Origin of the sequence: Mycobacterium sp. (assembly GCF_965230835.1) — a bacterium.
GTDB lineage: Bacteria > Actinomycetota > Actinomycetes > Mycobacteriales > Mycobacteriaceae > Mycobacterium.
Window position 1 is genome coordinate 3972932 of the sequence record NZ_CBDDLW010000002.1, and the last position, 19153, is coordinate 3992084.

Consider the following 19153-nt stretch of genomic DNA (forward strand, 5'->3'; position numbering starts at 1 on the left):
ATCAGCGCCGCCTATCTACGCCCATCTTCGGACGCAGGTTCAGCGGTCGTTTGGCGAGCGAACCTGCACGGGTCGAATAGCGAGATGGGGTGTCTGGTGAAGCCGTCAATGGTCAGGTCGGCGAGGATCTCGCCGACCACCGGGACGAACTTGAAGCCGTGTCCGGAGAACCCGCACGCGGCGCTCACGTTAGCGTGTTGTGGGTGGCGGGCGATGACGAAGTGTTCGTCGGGGGTCATGGAGTACATGCAGGTGGTCGCTCGCAGACATGGGCCGGTCAACGTGGGCAACAGTTCACCGACGCGCTGTTGCATCGCCCTAATCTCCTCGGGGTAGACGACTCGGTCGATGGTGTCGGGGGTGCAGGTGCTGCTCCTGCAATGAAAGCCGACTTTGACACCACCGGTAGGCCCGTCGATTGCTGGGAGACCGTAGATCCTTGTCCCCGAAGTGTTCTCGTTGATAAAAAGTGGATGGTCTTCGAACGCGGCGCCAGTTCCGACCGGTTCCAGCCAATACGTCACCTGGCGCTCGACGATGATCGAGGCACCGAGTCCGCTCAGCACCTGCGGTGCCCAGGCTCCCGGGCAGATCACCAACTGTCCGGCCGTGTAGGTGTCATGGGTCGTGGTAACCCGCACGCCTGCGTCGGTTGCGCTCCATGCCAGCACTGGCTCACTGAATTGCAGCGCCGCTCCCGCCTTTTCGGCCAAACCTAGATGCGCGCGCACCGTCATCTCCGGTCGAGCGAAGCCGGCTTTCGCCTCGTACACTGCAACGTCAGCCGGATTTGGGGTGAAATTTGGGAAACGGGAGGTGATTTCGTTGGCATCAAGCACCTCGTGCGGCAACGCCCACTGAATGCTGGAACACAGGCTGCCGGCCACCAGCGGGCAGTCCGGTGGCCCGATGAACAGCCCGCCGGTAAGCCGGTACACCTCCCAGCTAGTGTCGTGAGCAAGCTTCTCCCAGAGCTCGTAGGCCCGCAGCAGCAATGGCACGTAGGCGGGATCTTCGAAATAGGCCTGCCGGATGATCCGCGACCCGCCGTGGCTGGATCCCTTGTCGTGGGCGCGTTGGTGTCTGTCCAGACCCAACACCCGCTGCCCGCGAGCGGCGATGTGATACGCGGCCGAACTGCCCATACCACCGAGACCGATGACGATGACGTCGTAGTTCGTTGGCACTGTGGTCATCGGCTCTCACCCCCGGGGTCGATCTTCACCTCTTCGCCCTGGTCGGGCGGGTCAGCGCCGCCCAGATGCTCACCGAGTTGGCGACCGCCGTCAAGCCTACGACCGACCCGGCTACCGTCGACCGTCGTATCGGGTGTTTTGCCGATCCACGGCGATGGCCGCAGCGGATTTTGGTGACTCGTCTATTGGTCCCCGACACTTGATATTCGGGCGGCTCCTGCTCCGTTCCTCATTGCGGGCTGGGGGCCGGGGGCGTTGGTGACACCTCCGTTGCGCTGAAGCCCTGGCCAAGACGGGTTAGTCTGTTCTCGTCGACTGAGAAGTACGTCACTGGTTTACGCGGGTCCTGGTTAGCATCGATGCGGATGATCCGGGCAGGCAACACTTATTCGAAGGTGAGCCCTCTCGCTATGTCCCAAGGTGGCGTCTTAGGACTGGTGTAAAAACGCTGGGCGCATGTTCCTGGTGGTCATGTTACGCGGCGGTGGTGTCGGTCGTGGTTGTTGTGGTGGGGGGATGCAGTGGGCGGGGTGGCTCGAGCAGTTGGTGGCGTAGTTCTTGGAGGTGGCGGCTGGTCGCTGATGTTTGGGTGACTCCGCGCCAGCCGCGGCTGGCGCGGTCGAGGACGGCCCATACCAGCGACAGACAGCTGGTTTCGCCGGGTAGGCGGCCGATGACCTTGACCCGGCGACGGGATTCTCCGAAGGTGCGTTCGATGAGGTTGGAATGGCGGATGCGTGTCCAGTGTTGGCGGGGGAAGCGCAAATGCACGCTCAGCGAGGCGAAGTCGTTGGCCAGGCAAGCGACCGCGGCTGGGTAGAGCCCGCGGTATGTGGTGGTGAACTCCTCGGCGCGGCGGGTGGCTTCATCCACGGCCTGCTGGCCGGGTGGCTGGTCAATGTCATCGAAGATCGACCAGAACGCGGCTTTGATCTCGTCCTGGACCGCGACAGGTGTCTTGGCGATGACGTTACGGCAGCGATGGATCAGACACCGCTGACGCAGGCTTGCCGGAAACGTGGTCTCCCATGCGGCGATCAGGCCCGGCGCCCCGTCGGAGATGCCCAGTAGCGGCGGGCGTAGTCCCCGGTTCCTCAGGTCAGCCAAGAAGTCGGCCCACGCATCAGCCGACTCCGCTGCGGCTGGGGCCAGCCCAATAAACAGGGGCTTGCCGTCGGTGCAGATGCCCCAGGCGGCCAGCACCGGCTCGGCCGGGGCGTTGGGATGCATCCGAAAGTTCGAGGCATCCAAGAACAGGTAGTCCAACACCAGCTCATCAAGGCGTCGAGACGACCACGCAGCGAACTCGTCTTTGATGGCCGCACAAATCCGGCTCACCGTCGAGCGCGACAACGCCGCCTGCGAGCCCAGCACCTCGGCCAACGCGGCCTCGATGTCGCGATCCGACAAACCGCGCACCCATCCCGAAATCACCAACGCCTCCAGAGCGTGGGTGCGCGTCACCCCGGCACCGAATAGCCGCGAACAGAACCGCTCGTCGGTGTCGCGTAGTTTCGGGCGGCATAATTCGACCGAGCCCATCGTGGTCTTCACCGTCGCCGGCGGTTGATACCCATTGCGGTACCCGCCCGGGCCGTCCTGAACCCGACGCTGGTGACGGGCTCGGCCCAACACTGCTTCTACCTCGGCCTCCACGGCGACCTGAAACACCAGACGCACCGATAACCGCCCGACCTCCTCCAAAATCTCGGTCAACGGCCGCTCGGTCGCGGCGAACAACTGATCCATCTCAACACGCACACGCTCAATCGGCGATACTCGCTTGGTCACGGGCGTAGCCCCTCCTTCATAGCTTTCGTCGGTTGCGACGGAACCTACGCCCGTGACCATTTACACCAGCGATGAGACGCGACCATGTCCCAACGCTTGCCCACCGCTTTATCGTTCGAACTTTCCTGTTCCGCGCCGGAATCGCTAAACTCGTCTATCCGTCGGCGAGTGGTAAGCGCTACCTTCGTCGGCAACTTCGTGGAGTGGTTCGATTACGCCGCGTACGGCTATCTGTCCGCGACCGTTTCGCGCGTGTTTTTTCCAGGATCCGACCAGACCACCGGGTTGATTCTGACTTATGCGATATTTCTCATTTCGTTCGTTGTCCGGCCGGTTGGCAGCGTCTTCTGGGGTTACATCGGCGACAAGTTTGGGCGCAGGGCCGCACTGTCACTGTCCATTCTGGTCATGTCGCTAGCCACGTTCTGCATCTCTTTCCTGCCGAGCTACGCCGTGGTTGGTGTGTTCGCCCCTGTCCTGTTGTTTATCGTGCGGGCCGTGCAAGGTTTCTCGGCGTCCGGCGAATATGCAGGAGCATCATCGTTTCTCGCCGAGTATGCCCCGCAGGGGGCTGCGTCCAGATGCCGGTGTAAAAGGCAGGGCCAGTTTCGCTCCGCTGTTAGCATACGGGCGTCTGGTTCGGCGGCAGGTCGATTCGCGGGTTGGGGGTTGTACGGGCCGGTCGTGGTTCGTGCGCCGGCGATGTTTGGGCTATGAGGGCGCTGGTGGTTGTTTCTGCGTGGTCGAGGTGGCGACCGCAGGCGATTCGGGACGCTGACCAGTGGCGCGACGCGATGCCGCGGTGATGAGGGTGCGCTGCCAGTCGGGTGGGACCGCAGCGAAGATTCCGCGGTCGATAGTGGCCAGCGCCTGTGCAGCGACCTCGGCGGGGTCGATGCCGTCGGTGGACATGCCTGTCGAGACCAGGGCGGGGCAGATCATGCTCACGCCGATCGGCGTGTCGGCCAGTGCCAGCGCGGTGTGTTCGGCCACGGCCACGACGGCGTGCTTGGAGGGTCCGTAAGCGCCGCCGCTGGGAAAGGTCAGCACCCCAGCCAATGAGCCGGTGATCAGGATGTGCGCGGGCTGGTTCGCGGCCAGCAGTCTGGGTACGAACGCACGCAAGCCGTTGACAACGCCACCGACGTTGACCGCGAACACCCTGTTCCAGTCAGGAGCGGCCACTTCCCACGGAGCACCAAAGCTCCTACCGGTGATTCCGGCGTTCAGGCACACGACCCGGGCGTCGCCGGCGGCTTCAGCGAGCGATTCGACCGCATCCGGCATGGCAACGTCAGTGGGAACCGCTTGTGCCCCCAGTGACTGCGAAACTTCGCTCAATGTGACGGTGTCGATGTCGGCGAGCACGAGGTTGGCTCCACGGTCGGCCAGTGCATGCGCCAACGCGCGCCCGATGCCACTAGCTGCGCCGGTCACCACCGCTGTCATCCCATTCAGATCCACATTGTGCAGGCTATCGACCACGGCCACGCCGCCGTGGCAAACGGTTTCCCTCACCTCCCCTTACTGGGACCGGGTGGGCGTCGTCACGCGTGCGTGCGCCTCGCTACGCCGTGGCGGAGACGGGATCTGCCTGGCCGGTAGGTGCTTGACTTTGAGGCGGTCGCAGTTGGCGGGGTGAGTCGAGCAGGGATCGGCGTAGGTCTTGCAGCAGTCGGGTGCCGACCGGTGTCATGGTGAGGCCGCGCCAACCGGCCGAGGCGCGGTCGAGCACGGCCCACACCAGGCTGATGGCGCTGGTCTCGCCGGGGAATCGGCCAATGACCTTGGTCCGTCGCTTAGTTTCTCCAAAGGAGCGCTCAATGAAATTTGAGTGCCGAACGCGGCCATGGTGTTCAACCGGAAACCGCAGATAGGCGGTCAGCCCTGCTTTGTCGGTGAGCAGGATCCGCATAGCCGCCGGGTAGAGGTCGGAGTATTTAGCGGCGAACGCCTCGATCCGCTTGTCGACGATCTCAACCAGCTGCGGTCCCGGCTCGATACCCAGGCCGGTGGTATCAAAAATCGCCCAGTATCCGTCACGGACCTCGACTTGCATCCCGGTGGGGATCTTCGCAAGCACGTTGCGAAGGCGATGAATAAGACATCTCTGGCGCAACGCTTTTGGGTAGATTTGTTCGATGGCTGCGATCAGTCCCTTGGCGCCGTCAGAGACGATCAGCAGCGGAGTGGCAAGACCGCGTTCGCGCAGGTCGGTCAGGAAGTCGGACCACGCGTCGGTGGACTCTCCGGTCCCGGGTGACAATCCGACGAACACGGGTTTGCCCTCGGTGGTGACGCCCCAGGCGGCGAGCACAGGCTCGGCCGGCGACCCGGGATGCATCCGAAAGAAACTGGCGTCCAAAAACAGGTAGTCCAGAGCGATCTCACCGAGTGGGCGACGAGCCCACGCCTGGTATTCGGCCCGGATCGCCTTACAGACTTCCGAAACCGCGGACTTGGAGATCGCCGCCTGATCGCCGAGCGCTTCAGCGAGGGTGGCCTTGACATCCCGGACGGACAGGCCGCGGATGAACGAGGCGATCACCAGCGTTTCCAGGGCGTTGGTTTTCGTCACATGCTTACCGAACAGCCGAGAGGCGAACGCTTGCATGGTGCCACGCAGTTTCGGCCGCTCCAAGGTGACCGCACCTGTGGTGGTCTTGATGGTCACCGGCCGATATCCGTTGCGCGAACCGCCGTTAGCGTCGGCACAGGCGGCGGTACGTTGGTAGCGTTCACGACCGAGGAACTCGGTGACCTCAGCCTCCAGGGCCGCCTGCATCAGTAGCTGGGCGCCGAGGCGGGCGATTTCTTCAAGGATTTCAGGCAGTTCCCGATCCTCGGCGAACAGGGCGTCGATTTTGGTGCGGATACGGTCGGTCGCTGATACGCGGACAGGCACGGGCGTGACTCCTTCTTCGCAGACTTGCAGGTCGTGAAGCGGAACCTACGCGCGTGCTCCCTATTTACACCGGATCCCGGACACGACCCCGCAGGGCCGGCGGGGACTCTATGCCGCAGTGGTTCCGGCGAGCAGTGCTTCAGGCCTGCTACTGGGGTCTCTTTTGGCCGCCGCACTGACCGGAGTGCTGTCGGATGCCCAGATGCATTCATGGGGCTGGCGACTGCCGTTCCTTCTCGCCGCGCCCATGGGCTTGATTGGCCGCTATATTCGGCGACGACTCGAGGACACCCCGGCATTCCGGACTTTGGAATTAGACCACGCAGTGTCCAATACGCCGCTACGCACCATTTTCACGCAGCACTGGCAGCCGTTGTTGCTGGCAGTGGGGGCAACTGTAACCAACGCTGTCGGCTTCTACGTGCTGCTGAATTTCATGCCGATCTATCTTTCGGAGGAACTTGGTCTGGGTGATACCGAGTCGTTTTTAGCCAGCACGATTGCCCTGCTTACCTACATTGGTCTCATCTTCGTCACTGGACTGGCCTCGGATCGGTTCGGCCGCAGGACGATGCTATTGAGTTCCTCGGCGCTTTTTATCGTGCTATCGGTGCCGGCGTTCATGCTGCTGGACACCACCAGCTTCGCCCTGATCGTCGTTGTTGAGGTCATCCTGGGCGCGGTTTTGAGTCTCAACGACGGCACGCTGCCTAGCTTTTTGGCTGAGCTATTCCCCACCCGCGTTCGCTACAGTGGTTTCGCGGTCAGCTTCAACGCCGCCAACGCCTTGTTTGGTGCAACCGCGCCGCTCATCGCCGTCGCCTTCATCTCGTCCACCGGCGACCAAATCGTGCCGGCCTATCTCCTGCTCGGCGCCGCAGCCGTCTCAGCCGTGGCGGTGCTGCTCTCACCGGAGACTAGTAGGCAGCCGCTGCGTGAGATGTGAGCCGACGTGCCTGCGCGATGGTCGGCGAATCGGTGGGTCGCGTCTCATCGCTGGTGTAAATGGTCACGGGCGTAGGTTCCGTCGCAACCGACGAAAGCTATGAAGGAGGGGCTACGCCCGTGACCAAGCGAGTATCGCCGATTGAGCGTGTGCGTGTTGAGATGGATCAGTTGTTCGCCGCGACCGAGCGGCCGTTGACCGAGATTTTGGAGGAGGTCGGGCGGTTATCGGTGCGTCTGGTGTTTCAGGTCGCCGTGGAGGCCGAGGTAGAAGCAGTGTTGGGCCGAGCCCGTCACCAGCGTCGGGTTCAGGACGGCCCGGGCGGGTACCGCAATGGGTATCAACCGCCGGCGACGGTGAAGACCACGATGGGCTCGGTCGAATTATGCCGCCCGAAACTACGCGACACCGACGAGCGGTTCTGTTCGCGGCTATTCGGTGCCGGGGTGACGCGCACCCACGCTCTGGAGGCGTTGGTGATTTCGGGATGGGTGCGCGGTTTGTCGGATCGCGACATCGAGGCCGCGTTGGCCGAGGTGCTGGGCTCGCAGGCGGCGTTGTCGCGCTCGACGGTGAGCCGGATTTGTGCGGCCATCAAAGACGAGTTCGCTGCGTGGTCGTCTCGACGCCTTGATGAGCTGGTGTTGGACTACCTGTTCTTGGATGCCTCGAACTTTCGGATGCATCCCAACGCCCCGGCCGAGCCGGTGCTGGCCGCCTGGGGCATCTGCACCGACGGCAAGCCCCTGTTTATTGGGCTGGCCCCAGCCGCAGCGGAGTCGGCTGATGCGTGGGCCGACTTCTTGGCTGACCTGAGGAACCGGGGACTACGCCCGCCGCTACTGGGCATCTCCGACGGGGCGCCGGGCCTGATCGCCGCATGGGAGACCACGTTTCCGGCAAGCCTGCGTCAGCGGTGTCTGATCCATCGCTGCCGTAACGTCATCGCCAAGACACCTGTCGCGGTCCAGGACGAGATCAAAGCCGCGTTCTGGTCGATCTTCGATGACATTGACCAGCCACCCGGCCAGCAGGCCGTGGATGAAGCCACCCGCCGCGCCGAGGAGTTCACCACCACATACCGCGGGCTCTACCCAGCCGCGGTCGCTTGCCTGGCCAACGACTTCGCCTCGCTGAGCGTGCATTTGCGCTTCCCCCGCCAACACTGGACACGCATCCGCCATTCCAACCTCATCGAACGCACCTTCGGAGAATCCCGTCGCCGGGTCAAGGTCATCGGCCGCCTACCCGGCGAAACCAGCTGTCTGTCGCTGGTATGGGCCGTCCTCGACCGCGCCAGCCGCGGCTGGCGCGGAGTCACCCAAACATCAGCGACCAGCCGCCACCTCCAAGAACTACGCCACCAACTGCTCGAGCCACCCCGCCCACTGCATCCCCCCACCACAACAACCACGACCGACACCACCGCCGCGTAACATGACCACCAGGAACATGCGCCCAGCGTTTTTACACCAGTCCTAAGACGCCACCAATCGGTGCGCCGCGTGCATTCTTGATCGGCACCGTGGTGCGCGATTTCTATCTCTGATCGGGCGTCGCCGCGCTGTAGGATTTGTATCACCGGGTCCACTGTGACGTAATTGGGGTGTGGAATCCGGTGCATCGTCTTCGAGAATGCCGCGCGGCCAAGTTGATCCGAAGGTGGTTCCGCGCTACGCAGGCTTGGCCACCTACGGGCGTCTGCCCCGGCTAGAGGATGTTGGTGGTGCCCAGATCGCCGTGCTGGGGATCCCATTCGACACTTCGGTGACCTATCGACCGGGCGCTCGTTTCGGGCCTGCACATGTGCGGGAGTCGTCGCGGCTGATTAGGCCTTACAACGCTGAACTCGATATTTTTCCGTTCGCCAGGACACAGGTTGTCGACGCCGGGGACGTTGCGTGCACACCGTTTAGCATCGAGGACGCGATCGCCGCGATCGAGTACCGAGCTGACGAGTTGACCAGCGCCGGGACACGTCCCGCGGTGATAGGCGGCGACCACACCGTCGCGTTGCCAATGCTGCGGGCGCTGCACCGCAGGCACGGCCCGATCGCGGTAGTACATTTCGACGCGCATCTCGACACGTGGGATTCCTATTTCGGTGCCGCCTACACCCATGGCACGCCGTTTCGCAGGGCTTCCGAGGAGGGGTTGATCGACCGCGAGGCATCCCTCCACGTCGGCATCCGCGGACCGCTTTACGCGGGATCTGACCTAGTCGACGACACCGCACTCGGATTCGCGAGGATCACCTGCCCTCAAATCGAGATTGATGGCATGTCAGCGGCTTTAGAGCGGATGCACGCGCGGCTCGCGCAGCGACCGATCTATGTTTCGGTTGACATCGACGTGCTCGACCCTGCGCACGCCCCCGGTACCGGCACGCCAGAGATAGGTGGCCTTACCAGCCGTGAATTGTTGACGTTCCTGCGGCAACTCGCGTCTTATCAGATCGTGGGCGTCGATGTCGTCGAGGTGGCACCCGCCTACGATCACGCGCAACTCACCGGTATTGCGGCAGCCAACATCATCTACGAGCTGGTGTGCCTAATGGCGGGCAACGTTGAGGGGGTGGGCACATAGCGCGTCGGTGGGGCAAGAACTGGTCCGCTCTGTACTGCCCGGCCGCAGCTCAAATGGTGCTGCATAGACCGACCGATGGTTGCTCATCATTGGACCGTAGATCGACGCCGACCGTAGGCGTGGGATACCGTCAAGACCTGTGGATCAACAAGTTTGAGTTCACTTCCAGGTCCGCTGGCCCGGTGTGTCAGCGGCCTGGGGCGTTTTCCGGGGCTCTGGTGGATTGGTGAGCGGTGCAACAAGGACCAACGCGTTTTGGATGGTTGCGCGGTCTGCACTGCGGGCGCCAGGGAGGAGTACTGGTGGTGCGAGTGGGTGGACTGATGTGCCGTTACCCGTTCGTCGGTGCTTTGGTTCTGGCAGTCGCGGTGGGTTGGGGCGGGCTGGCCCAAGCGTCGCCGGGCCCGGTGGACCAGGGGCAGTCGGTCCGCGTGAGTCTGGCGTCTTTGGAGAGCCAGTTCGACGCGATCATCGGTCTGTATTCAGTCGATGGACAGACAGGTCGCACCCTTAGTTATCGCGACGGCGAGTCGTTTGCGATGGCCTCGACGTTCAAGACCTATGCTGCGGCGCGGGTGCTGCAGAAGGCCGAGCGCGGGGAGCTCAGTCTGCAGGATTCGGTTTACATTGAGCCATCGGAGTTAGTCGACTATTCACCGGTGACTGCCCCGCACGCCGGTGCCACCATGACCTTGGCTCAGCTTGCTGCGGCTGCCCTGCAACACAGCGACAATACTGCGGCAAATTTGCTGCTCAAGACAATCGGCGGACCATCGGTGATCACCGAATTTGCCCGCAGCATTGGTGACGACAGAACCCGGCTGGACCGCTGGGAACCCGAGCTGAACTCGGCCATTCCCGGTGATCCGCGCGATACCAGCACACCGCGAGCCCTGGGTACTGGTTATCGAAGCCTGATTAGCGGAGATGTTCTTGGCCCGCCACAGCGCCAACAACTCAAGGACTGGATGCTGGGCAATGTGACCTCTGCTTCTAGTATGCGAGCTGGGTTGCCGGCCGGCTGGACCAGCGCCGATAAAACCGGAAGCGCCGGTTATGGCACCACCAACGACATCGGGATCGCCTATGGCCCGAACGGACGCAGTGTGGTGCTGGCGGTGATGACGACGTCGCAGTCTCCTAATCCCGAGGCCGATAACATGCGGGCGCTCATCGCGAAAGTGAGCGCTCAAGCACTGGCCTGGTTTTCCGGCTCCAATTAGCACGAAACGCAACGTTCCCACCGGGGCAGTTTACGAATCGCGCGGCGGATTAGACGTTTTCAGGAGACCTCGTTTTCGTGCGACTGGCTCGGTTGGCCTGCTGCGATATGAATGGGTCCGTAGCTGTGTTCGCCACGCAGATGGATATTCAGGAAAACATGCCGCTTAGAGCTTGTGTGCCACGTCTTCCTAAGCGCTCAGAGGTGAGTCGATAGCAGGAATCGGGGGAGGACCGCGATCTAAGTGCCCGGTTAGACGCCCGTGCTTCCGACGACTCGACGAGTGGCGGCCGCAATCGCGGTCGCGGCGGCATAGGGTCCTCCCTTGAGCAGCTGCGGGTTGAATACCTCGGGTGCTAGGAGCGGGTGCGCCTTGATCTCGTCGAAGAGAGTGAGCAGCTCTGCGAAGTCGACACATCCTTGCCCGGGCAGCGCTCGTTTCGCCATACATTCCTGTAGCGGGGAGCCGTCGGGTGTGGGTGCGGCGTCGCATATCTGAAACACACGGATCAGTTCGGGCGGGAAGTCGCGCAGGACGTCGGGGCAGGGCCCGCCGGGCTGACGCTGCCAATGCCAGGCGTCGAAGACAAGCCCAGCGTTGTCGCATGCCGCGGTATCGAGTACCTGCGCCGCAGTAGCTAGGTCGGGTATCGCGGACCACGGCAGGAACTCGATCAGCACCGTCAGCCCGTAGTCGGCCGCGAGGCGGCAAAGCGCACGCAGTCGGGCGCCAATGGCTTTCGGGTCGGCAGGGCCAGCCATGCTGACGGCGCTGACGTTGGGGGCGTCGAATTCCTCGGCCATGACGAAAACGGGTTCCGCCGCAGCCAGCGCTGTGCGGTCATCGGGCATCTCAAAGGGAAGGATCGCTTCCACCATCCGTACGGTGAGCCCGGCCGCCAGGACCATGTCGCGCACCGCTTCGCGCGAATGACCGCCGACAGCGGCCGCGTCCGCGTGCAAGGCCCACAGTGAGATACCCGTGAAGCCGGCGGCAGCAGCCGCCTCGACCTGGATACCAAGCCCCTCGGCACGAACACGCAACGGGTCGGGCATCAGCGCGGCGCTGCAGAGCGTCATGTTCTCGGCGTCGAGCATCGCCCTCCGTCGTCGTGCGGTCCTGCTGGTTGGTTTTGTCGAGCCTGCGGCGCCAACTGTAGCCAGACATGCGGTGCGCCAAGGAGAAGCGTCGCCAGCCACCTGCCTGCCGTGGTACAGCAACCTACCAGCGTAGGGGCGCTAATGCTCAGCGATCCTGAGCTACGGCGGCAGAGCGAGGGGATCGGCACAGCGACCCACTCGACGTGTCCGGAAGATGCACCAGAATCAGCCCCACTCCGGCGATAAGAAAGTTCTGCAAAGCAGTCGGGCCGGCGTTGACTTCCTTGTTCGCCCACATGCGGAACCACTCACCCGCGATAGTCAAGAAGCCGCCGAGGAACAGCAGCACCGTCATGGTCCAGCCCAGACTCGACAGTCGCGCGGCGGTATCGCGCACCGCGCGGCCCGCTAGGGCACGCAACCAGGTTACCGTGGCGGTTAGAAGGACGAACGCAATCAAGAACTCCCAAATGACAATGAGCACGAACACAATCCACACGGCGGTTGCGCTGGTAATCGCGCGCCCATCGACACCGGGATGATGGATGGTTTGCTGCATTGAGAGCACCGCGGCGACCGCATGGCGGTTGGTCTCGGTATCCACACAATTGGTGGCGGCGACGAGCAGGTAGTACACCCCGGTGATGCCGGTCAACACGGTGATCGCTGTCCAGCGGCTGCCGGCCACCTTGAGAAACGCCTTGCCGCTCATGGCCATCTATCCCTCCCGGTTCGGATCGAAGTGTTTTCGCCCGCAGTTTCGCAGTTTGGCAATTCTTCGCGCTCCTTCGCGTCCCTATGATGGCCGTCCCTATCTACGATCCGCCGCAGTTGCCGCGGCGCCACCTTCGCGTTCTTCTGTTAACGTGGTTGTCGTCTGTAGACAATGGCGCCGACAGCTCCCCAACCAGCGACGATCCGTGTCAGTTCTGCTCAGATCTTTCACCAAGAAGCGGAGCGCTCCGCACGGCCGGAAAGCTAGTCCTGCGAGCCGGAACAACAACAGCTACACCCCCACCTTGGGCATCCAGAGCGGCAATCCCAGACAACTACGGACTTAGGTATCAGATTTATGTCGAGCTTTACTGAACTGCCCGTCATCGACATCAGCGACCTCGCTGATGGCACCACGGAATCACGCAACGTTATCGCTGAGCAAGTCGGAGCCGCCGCCCGTCAGGTGGGCTTCATGTACATCGTCGGCCACGGCATCAACGAAGCACTGTTCAACGCGCTCATGGCGGTTGCCAAAGATTTCTTCCACCGGCCGATCGCGGAGAAGATGCAATGCTACATCGGCAACTCTGCCAACCACCGTGGCTACGTGCCCGAGGGGGAGGAGATATTCTCCGGCGGCGATATCGATCACAAAGAGGCGTTCAATCTTGCCCTCGATCTTGCCGAAGACGATCCTGAAACGCTTTCCGGGACCCCGCTTCTGGGCCCCAACCTGTGGCCAGATATTGACGGGTTCGCCCAGACCGCAATGGCCTACTACCACGCGGTACTTGATCTGGGGCTCAAACTGTTCGAGGTGTTCGCCGTGGCGCTAGGTGAAGCGCCGGATTCTTTCATCCAGTATGTGTCCAAGGCGCCGAGCGGGCTGCGAATGGTGCACTACCCGTACGACGGTGACGCCAGTGACCGCCCAGGTATCGGTGCGCACACCGACTACGAGTGCTTCACCCTCCTAAGACCCACCCAGCCAGGCCTGGAAGTGCTCAATGAAGCGGGCAACTGGATCGACGTGCCGCCAATTGGCGACGCCTACGTGATCAATATCGGCGACATGCTCGAATTATGGACCAACGGTGAGTTTGTCTCGACTACGCATCGGGTGCGCAAAGTAAGCACCGAAAGATACTCGTTCCCGTTCTTCTTCAATGTCGACTACCGCACACGCGTTGCGCCGCTGCCACGCTTTGTCACCCCCAAACGGCCAGCGCGGCCTGGGATCATTGCCGGTGGGCGTCTTAGGACTGGTGTAAAAACGCTGGGCGCATGTTCCTGGTGGTCATGTTACGCGGCGGTGGTGTCGGTCGTGGTTGTTGTGGTGGGGGGATGCAGTGGGCGGGGTGGCTCGAGCAGTTGGTGGCGTAGTTCTTGGAGGTGGCGGCTGGTCGCTGATGTTTGGGTGACTCCGCGCCAGCCGCGGCTGGCGCGGTCGAGGACGGCCCATACCAGCGACAGACAGCTGGTTTCGCCGGGTAGGCGGCCGATGACCTTGACCCGGCGACGGGATTCTCCGAAGGTGCGTTCGATGAGGTTGGAATGGCGGATGCGTGTCCAGTGTTGGCGGGGGAAGCGCAAATGCACGCTCAGCGAGGCGAAGTCGTTGGCCAGGCAAGCGACCGCGGCTGGGTAGAGCCCGCGGTATGTGGTGGTGAACTCCTCGGCGCGGCGGGTGGCTTCATCCACGGCCTGCTGGCCGGGTGGCTGGTCAATGTCATCGAAGATCGACCAGAACGCGGCTTTGATCTCGTCCTGGACCGCGACAGGTGTCTTGGCGATGACGTTACGGCAGCGATGGATCAGACACCGCTGACGCAGGCTTGCCGGAAACGTGGTCTCCCATGCGGCGATCAGGCCCGGCGCCCCGTCGGAGATGCCCAGTAGCGGCGGGCGTAGTCCCCGGTTCCTCAGGTCAGCCAAGAAGCCGGCCCACGCATCAGCCGACTCCGCTGCGGCTGGGGCCAGCCCAATAAACAGGGGCTTGCCGTCGGTGCAGATGCCCCAGGCGGCCAGCACCGGCTCGGCCGGGGCGTTGGGATGCATCCGAAAGTTCGAGGCATCCAAGAACAGGTAGTCCAACACCAGCTCATCAAGGCGTCGAGACGACCACGCAGCGAACTCGTCTTTGATGGCCGCACAAATCCGGCTCACCGTCGAGCGCGACAACGCCGCCTGCGAGCCCAGCACCTCGGCCAACGCGGCCTCGATGTCGCGATCCGACAAACCGCGCACCCATCCCGAAATCACCAACGCCTCCAGAGCGTGGGTGCGCGTCACCCCGGCACCGAATAGCCGCGAACAGAACCGCTCGTCGGTGTCGCGTAGTTTCGGGCGGCATAATTCGACCGAGCCCATCGTGGTCTTCACCGTCGCCGGCGGTTGATACCCATTGCGGTACCCGCCCGGGCCGTCCTGAACCCGACGCTGGTGACGGGCTCGGCCCAACACTGCTTCTACCTCGGCCTCCACGGCGACCTGAAACACCAGACGCACCGATAACCGCCCGACCTCCTCCAAAATCTCGGTCAACGGCCGCTCGGTCGCGGCGAACAACTGATCCATCTCAACACGCACACGCTCAATCGGCGATACTCGCTTGGTCACGGGCGTAGCCCCTCCTTCATAGCTTTCGTCGGTTGCGACGGAACCTACGCCCGTGACCATTTACACCAGCGATGAGACGCGACCCGTAGTCTGGCTCGGTGTCTGATGTCGCTGCGCGCCCAGATCGCCTGCCCTCGTCTAGGCATGTGTGGTACCTGGTGTTGCTGTTGTCGTTAGGTGCGTTTTTGAGATGTACGACCTGATGATGACCGCCTATGTGAGCCCGGGAATGTATCAGGCCGGCATCTTCCGGGAAGGGGAAAAGGCGCTTTTCGGGCTTTCAGATCAGGCGGCATTCGCCGCCGCCGTTTTCGCCGGTCTGTGGGTTGGCACTCTCATCCTCGGCTCTATTGCTGATCGCTATGGGCGTCGCGCGATTTTCACCTTCGCGCTGCTTTGGTATGCGACGGCCACGTTGATCATGGCGTGCCAAGACACCGCGGAAGGAATCTTTCTCTGGCGATTCGTCGCGGGCATCGGACTCGGTCTGGAGATGGTGACGATCGACACGTTCATCGCCGAGCTTGTTTGCCGGAATCCCCGCGATGGCTCGTGCAGCAGGGTCGTATCGACGAGGCATTGCGTGTTGTCGAATCGATTGCGCGACACGTGGCACGAGAGACAGGCCGTGAGCCGCTACCAGTAAACACCGCGGACCCCGGGCCGTGCTGTGACCAATATGGCCGCTAATGCTCGAAGCTTTCGAGGACACTGAGTCGCAAAAGGCGTTGCAGCAGATACTCAGCGAGATCCTCGACGCGATTAACTCACCGTCTTGGCCTTTGTTTGGGCGCCCTGTGATCGGTGACGGCGCTGACGCGCTTGCCGGTAGCGGGGCCAATGGTGGGGTTGGTGGGATCTTATTCGGTAGTGGTGGTGCAGGCGGTTCTGGCGCTGTTGGTCAGGCCGGTGGTGCCGGTGGGTCTGCTAGCATGTTCGGCAAGTGGGGCTGGCGGGGCTAACAGTAACGGCCCTGGTTCTGGCTCGGGAGTTGGCGGCGCCGATGGTGATGGCGGCAATGGTGGCATTCCTTTCGGTGCGGGTGGTGACGGCGGTGACGGCGCCGGGCGTCTGACTGCTACTGCCGATGTTGATGGTGGCGCCGGTGGTAATGGCGGGCTGTTCGGTGATGGTGGAAACGGCGGCAGTGGCGGCGACTTGGGCAATCCGGACGATGTCGGCGCTGCCGGTAGTGACGGTGGTAGTGCCGGATGGCAGCAATTCGCTACTGTCACGGCACACTGCCCATCGGTGCAAGTGACTACAAAAAACAACCAACGCGCCTTGCCCGAATCGCATCATTAGTGCGACGTTCACCGCGCGGTAGTAGACAGTGCGAATTGTTGACCGTCGACTGACGGAATGCGCAAGGCTGAGATGGGTGCCGAATTTCCCGAAGGCAGTAGCGATGAACGCTCAAGATGGGGACTGTGTCAAGACGGCTCGTCGGCTTGTTTAGTGTCGACCAAGTCTGGGCCAGTTACGGCGGTACTAAATTTGAGGGCAGTGATGAGTTCGACGATCGCGGCTGGTCCGTGTCCTTCGAGGACAGCTTTCGAGAAGCAGGTCTCTAGGTGATTGTGGAGGATTGTCCTGTTCGCGTGTTCGAGAGCCGACTGGACTGCAGAAATTTGCTTCATCACATCGATGCAGTATGCGTCGCTTGCGAGCATGCGAACTATCCCGTCGAGATGGCCTCGAGCAGTCTTGAGGCGGTTGAGCGTCGCACGTTGTTTGGCCGTCAACTCCGCTGCGAGTGGATCGAGGGCCATCGATATCTCCTCCTCGGCGCCGACCTTGATCGCCGACGAAACCCATGTCTTGTGTAGTTGTCGACAGCCTAACAACAGGCCCATTAACACGTACGCAGTAGCCGTGTTACATTGAACGTTTTGAGGTTACCCCTCCCCAGTTGGGGGTGGGCTAAGATGGTCTGCACGGTGGATGACGGCGTCGGCAAATCTCTACCCCGGCCGAACGGAGCCTGGGGAAGTCGGCCGGCGGTTGCGGCTAGGAATGCGTGGATGAGGATGGCCAAAGTAATATCGCGGTGGACTCAGGGTTAATCCAGCCTGTGGATCTGTTGGAGGTTTGGAAAGATTCGTCGATTTGTCCGCGCTATTTGCACAATGAAAGTGCAAGGGGCGCAACATAATTAGGTTTTGATTGATTTGTTTAGGGTTGAGGTTTGGGGCGCGGTGCGGTGGTAAGGCGGCGAAGCCGACGTTCGTTGCGGATCGTAATATGTTGTAAGTCAATGATATACGTGGCTATGCTGGTTAGCGGCGAAACCAGCTACCATGCACCATGGTAAATCCGAAAAGCAATGTGCGCAACATAATTGAGTTATCTACTCTGGTCCGGCCCTTGTGCCGGAGCTGCATCGTGGACGCTTGTGCCGCGTCTCCTCTGCGTCAAGGGCAGGGGGCCGCGGCGTGCACGGCACTGTTTGGACTGCTGTTTGCCCAGCAATCGTATCGGCACTCCTCATACTCTTCGGCGTCCTCATAACGACTAGCAATAACCTCATGTTGTACGCATTCCACTCGTACCAGCCTGGGCTGTTCCCGACGCACATGCGGGCACGGGCTGTGGCTTCGTGTACTCGTTTAGTCGTCTGTCAACGGTCGTTACTAGTTTTGTGATTGCTTACTTCCTCAAGCAATTCGGCGCACCGGGTGTGTTCGGCTTGATCGCGTTCAGTATGGCGATGGTGATCATCTCGATTGGCGGCTTCGGGCCGCGCACCCGTGCTCGCGCGCTCGAGGGCATCACACCGCTCCTCGCGTTGGGGCACCGCACCAAAAGACCTTGAGCTAGCAAAGATCGGCAATGGTCTCGACGACACGTTCGATCCTGCCAATCACCTAACGGCAATGTGTGTCCGTCCAGCGTTGAGCTGAGGTGTTTGGCAGCGATGGCGGCGGCGACCTTCTGGGGTTGCTTTCGGCTGCGATGGCGGTGGCTCCACGGTGGTCGGGAGCGGGGTGGTTGGTGGTGTGTGGGGTGTGGGTGTTTGTGGTGGTCAGGGGGTGATTTGGGGGATTTTTTCGGTATTGCCGCGAGATGTGTCGGTGGGGAGTAGCGTCCGACGTGATGTGGACGAGCGTGTTGGTGATGGGGTTGTTCATGGCCACTGATCCCATCCGTTTGGGCCTGGCACTGGTGTTGGTGACGCGGCGGCGGCCGATGTTGAATCTGCTGGCTTTTTGGTTGGGCGGCATGGTGGCTGGTGTTGGTCTTGCGGTGGCGGTGTTGGTGTTGTTGCGTGATGTTGCGTTGGCGGCTATTGAGGCGGGGGTTTCGGCGATTGCTGATGTGCGGTCGGCGGTGGTGATTTTTTCTGGTGGGCGTCTTCAGATCACGGTGGGTGTGATTGTGTTGATGATTGCGGCCAACATGGTGGCGCGTCAGCGTGGGCGGGTTCTGGTTGGTGCTGGTGGTGGATCGGGTGTGGCGGTGGCGTCGGGTCCGCCGGGTTTGGTTGCTCGGGTTGTGTCGGCGAGTCAGAGCATGTTGGCGCGTGAGGGTTTTGTGTGGCCGGCTTTTGTGGTTGGTTTGACGTCGTCGGCGCCGCCGGTTGAGACGGTGGGGGCTTTGACGGTGATTATGGCTTCTGAAGCTGCTTTGGGTATGCAGGTGAGCGCGTTTTTGGTGTTTATTGTGTTGGTGCTTACGGTGATTGAGGTTCCGTTGCTTGCGTATTTGGCGGCTCCGCGGCAGACGGAGGTGGCGATGTTGCGGCTGGATCGTTGGTTGCGGGTTCACCGTCGCCGGATCACGTTGTCGGTGCTGTTGGCGGTGGGCACGCTTCTTTTGGTGCAGGGTGTGGTTGGTCTGTGACGCGGCGTTTTTCTAGGTGTTTATCTCATAGAACCGTTGCGCAAACTCTTTGATGCTCCACTCGGTTGGCCACCGACCGCGCACCGGCTGCACTAGCTAATAGACCGGCATCAACCAGCCGGACACGACTTCGAAGGGTCGCGTCTCATCGCTGGTGTAAATGGTCACGGGCGTAGGTTCCGTCGCAACCGACGAAAGCTATGAAGGAGGGGCTACGCCCGTGACCA

General features: G+C 62.1%; 16 protein-coding genes and 2 pseudogenes. 10 read left to right on the top strand and 8 right to left on the bottom strand.

Annotated elements, in window-relative coordinates; genetic code table 11:
- Nucleotides 1-11 precede the first annotated feature (11 nt).
- On the bottom strand, nt 12-1196 hold the full coding sequence (solA, locus tag ACO07W_RS18480) for an N-methyl-L-tryptophan oxidase (protein ID WP_421845154.1): 1185 nt from the start codon (nt 1194-1196) through the stop codon (nt 12-14).
- Nucleotides 1197-1670: 474 nt separating this feature from the next.
- Nucleotides 1671-2945, bottom strand: a complete 1275-nt coding sequence (locus tag ACO07W_RS18485; protein WP_421840071.1) for an IS256 family transposase — start codon at nt 2943-2945, stop codon at nt 1671-1673.
- A 210-nt stretch (nt 2946-3155) separates the two neighbouring features.
- On the opposite strand from ACO07W_RS18485, the gene ACO07W_RS18490 reads away from it, so the two are divergent.
- The gene (locus tag ACO07W_RS18490) at nt 3156-3704 is read left to right on the top strand and encodes an MFS transporter (protein WP_421845155.1); all 549 of its coding nucleotides are present in this window, start codon (nt 3156-3158) and stop codon (nt 3702-3704) included.
- Here ACO07W_RS18490 and ACO07W_RS18495 read toward each other — a convergent pair.
- A complete protein-coding gene (locus ACO07W_RS18495; RefSeq protein ID WP_421839996.1) occupies nt 3699-4505 on the bottom strand; it encodes an SDR family NAD(P)-dependent oxidoreductase in 807 nt (268 codons plus the stop codon). The two genes, ACO07W_RS18490 and ACO07W_RS18495, sit on opposite strands and share 6 nt — an antisense overlap.
- Before the next feature lie 49 nt (nt 4506-4554).
- On the bottom strand, nt 4555-5892 hold the full coding sequence (locus tag ACO07W_RS18500; protein WP_421840121.1) for an IS256 family transposase: 1338 nt from the start codon (nt 5890-5892) through the stop codon (nt 4555-4557).
- A 73-nt stretch (nt 5893-5965) separates the two neighbouring features.
- On the opposite strand from ACO07W_RS18500, the gene ACO07W_RS18505 reads away from it, so the two are divergent.
- From ACO07W_RS18505 to bla, 4 genes are all read left to right on the top strand, one after another.
- The gene (locus tag ACO07W_RS18505; protein WP_421846094.1) at nt 5966-6838 is read left to right on the top strand and encodes an MFS transporter; all 873 of its coding nucleotides are present in this window, start codon (nt 5966-5968) and stop codon (nt 6836-6838) included.
- Between the two features lie 161 nt (nt 6839-6999).
- Complete coding sequence (locus ACO07W_RS18510) at nt 7000-8274, top strand: IS256 family transposase (protein WP_421840071.1); 1275 nt, start codon at nt 7000-7002, stop codon at nt 8272-8274.
- A gap of 199 nt (nt 8275-8473) precedes the next feature.
- The gene (gene speB, locus ACO07W_RS18515; RefSeq protein ID WP_421845156.1) at nt 8474-9424 is read left to right on the top strand and encodes an agmatinase; all 951 of its coding nucleotides are present in this window, start codon (nt 8474-8476) and stop codon (nt 9422-9424) included.
- A 311-nt stretch (nt 9425-9735) separates the two neighbouring features.
- A complete protein-coding gene (bla, locus tag ACO07W_RS18520) occupies nt 9736-10647 on the top strand; it encodes a class A beta-lactamase (RefSeq protein ID WP_421846096.1) in 912 nt (303 codons plus the stop codon).
- Nucleotides 10648-10898: 251 nt separating this feature from the next.
- Here the strand turns inward: bla and ACO07W_RS18525 are convergent, their stop codons facing one another.
- Nucleotides 10899-11744: a sugar phosphate isomerase/epimerase family protein gene (locus ACO07W_RS18525; protein ID WP_421845157.1), complete on the bottom strand. Its 846-nt coding sequence runs from the start codon at nt 11742-11744 to the stop codon at nt 10899-10901.
- A 148-nt stretch (nt 11745-11892) separates the two neighbouring features.
- Complete coding sequence (locus tag ACO07W_RS18530) at nt 11893-12459, bottom strand: DUF2165 domain-containing protein (RefSeq protein WP_421845158.1); 567 nt, start codon at nt 12457-12459, stop codon at nt 11893-11895.
- Nucleotides 12460-12819: 360 nt separating this feature from the next.
- Here ACO07W_RS18530 and ACO07W_RS18535 point away from each other — a divergent pair.
- A pseudogene (locus tag ACO07W_RS18535) lies at nt 12820-13620 on the top strand (isopenicillin N synthase family dioxygenase); the annotation flags it as partial.
- A 146-nt stretch (nt 13621-13766) separates the two neighbouring features.
- On the opposite strand, the gene ACO07W_RS18540 reads toward ACO07W_RS18535, so the two are convergent.
- On the bottom strand, nt 13767-15041 hold the full coding sequence (locus tag ACO07W_RS18540; protein ID WP_421845918.1) for an IS256 family transposase: 1275 nt from the start codon (nt 15039-15041) through the stop codon (nt 13767-13769).
- Nucleotides 15042-15273: 232 nt separating this feature from the next.
- Between ACO07W_RS18540 and ACO07W_RS18545 the strand changes: the two genes are divergently transcribed.
- Entirely contained in the window at nt 15274-15729 is a 456-nt protein-coding gene (locus tag ACO07W_RS18545) for an MFS transporter (protein ID WP_421845160.1), read from the top strand.
- 206 nt (nt 15730-15935) lie between these two features.
- Nucleotides 15936-16388 (top strand): hypothetical protein, encoded by a 453-nt coding sequence (locus ACO07W_RS18550; protein ID WP_421845161.1) that lies wholly within the window; start codon nt 15936-15938, stop codon nt 16386-16388.
- 167 nt (nt 16389-16555) lie between these two features.
- On the opposite strand, the pseudogene ACO07W_RS18555 reads toward ACO07W_RS18550, so the two are convergent.
- Nucleotides 16556-16855, bottom strand: a pseudogene (locus ACO07W_RS18555) (metal-sensitive transcriptional regulator); the annotation flags it as partial.
- Nucleotides 16856-17724: 869 nt separating this feature from the next.
- Between ACO07W_RS18555 and ACO07W_RS18560 the strand changes: the two are divergent.
- Entirely contained in the window at nt 17725-17898 is a 174-nt protein-coding gene (locus tag ACO07W_RS18560) for a hypothetical protein (RefSeq protein ID WP_421845162.1), read from the top strand.
- Between the two features lie 281 nt (nt 17899-18179).
- Nucleotides 18180-18926: a GAP family protein gene (locus tag ACO07W_RS18565; RefSeq protein ID WP_421845163.1), complete on the top strand. Its 747-nt coding sequence runs from the start codon at nt 18180-18182 to the stop codon at nt 18924-18926.
- The last annotated feature ends 227 nt before the right edge of the window (nt 18927-19153 follow it).

Coding starts and splice junctions, on each gene's coding strand:
- speB (WP_421845156.1), top strand. CDS start 8,474: ATGCCGCGCGGCCAAGTTGATCCGAAGGTGGTTCCGCGCTACGCAGGC.
- ACO07W_RS18565 (WP_421845163.1), top strand. CDS start 18,180: ATGTGGACGAGCGTGTTGGTGATGGGGTTGTTCATGGCCACTGATCCC.
- ACO07W_RS18485 (WP_421840071.1), bottom strand. CDS start 2,945: ATGGATCAGTTGTTCGCCGCGACCGAGCGGCCGTTGACCGAGATTTTG.
- ACO07W_RS18510 (WP_421840071.1), top strand. CDS start 7,000: ATGGATCAGTTGTTCGCCGCGACCGAGCGGCCGTTGACCGAGATTTTG.
- ACO07W_RS18540 (WP_421845918.1), bottom strand. CDS start 15,041: ATGGATCAGTTGTTCGCCGCGACCGAGCGGCCGTTGACCGAGATTTTG.
- solA (WP_421845154.1), bottom strand. CDS start 1,196: ATGACCACAGTGCCAACGAACTACGACGTCATCGTCATCGGTCTCGGT.
- ACO07W_RS18525 (WP_421845157.1), bottom strand. CDS start 11,744: ATGCTCGACGCCGAGAACATGACGCTCTGCAGCGCCGCGCTGATGCCC.
- ACO07W_RS18530 (WP_421845158.1), bottom strand. CDS start 12,459: ATGAGCGGCAAGGCGTTTCTCAAGGTGGCCGGCAGCCGCTGGACAGCG.
- ACO07W_RS18545 (WP_421845160.1), top strand. CDS start 15,274: ATGTACGACCTGATGATGACCGCCTATGTGAGCCCGGGAATGTATCAG.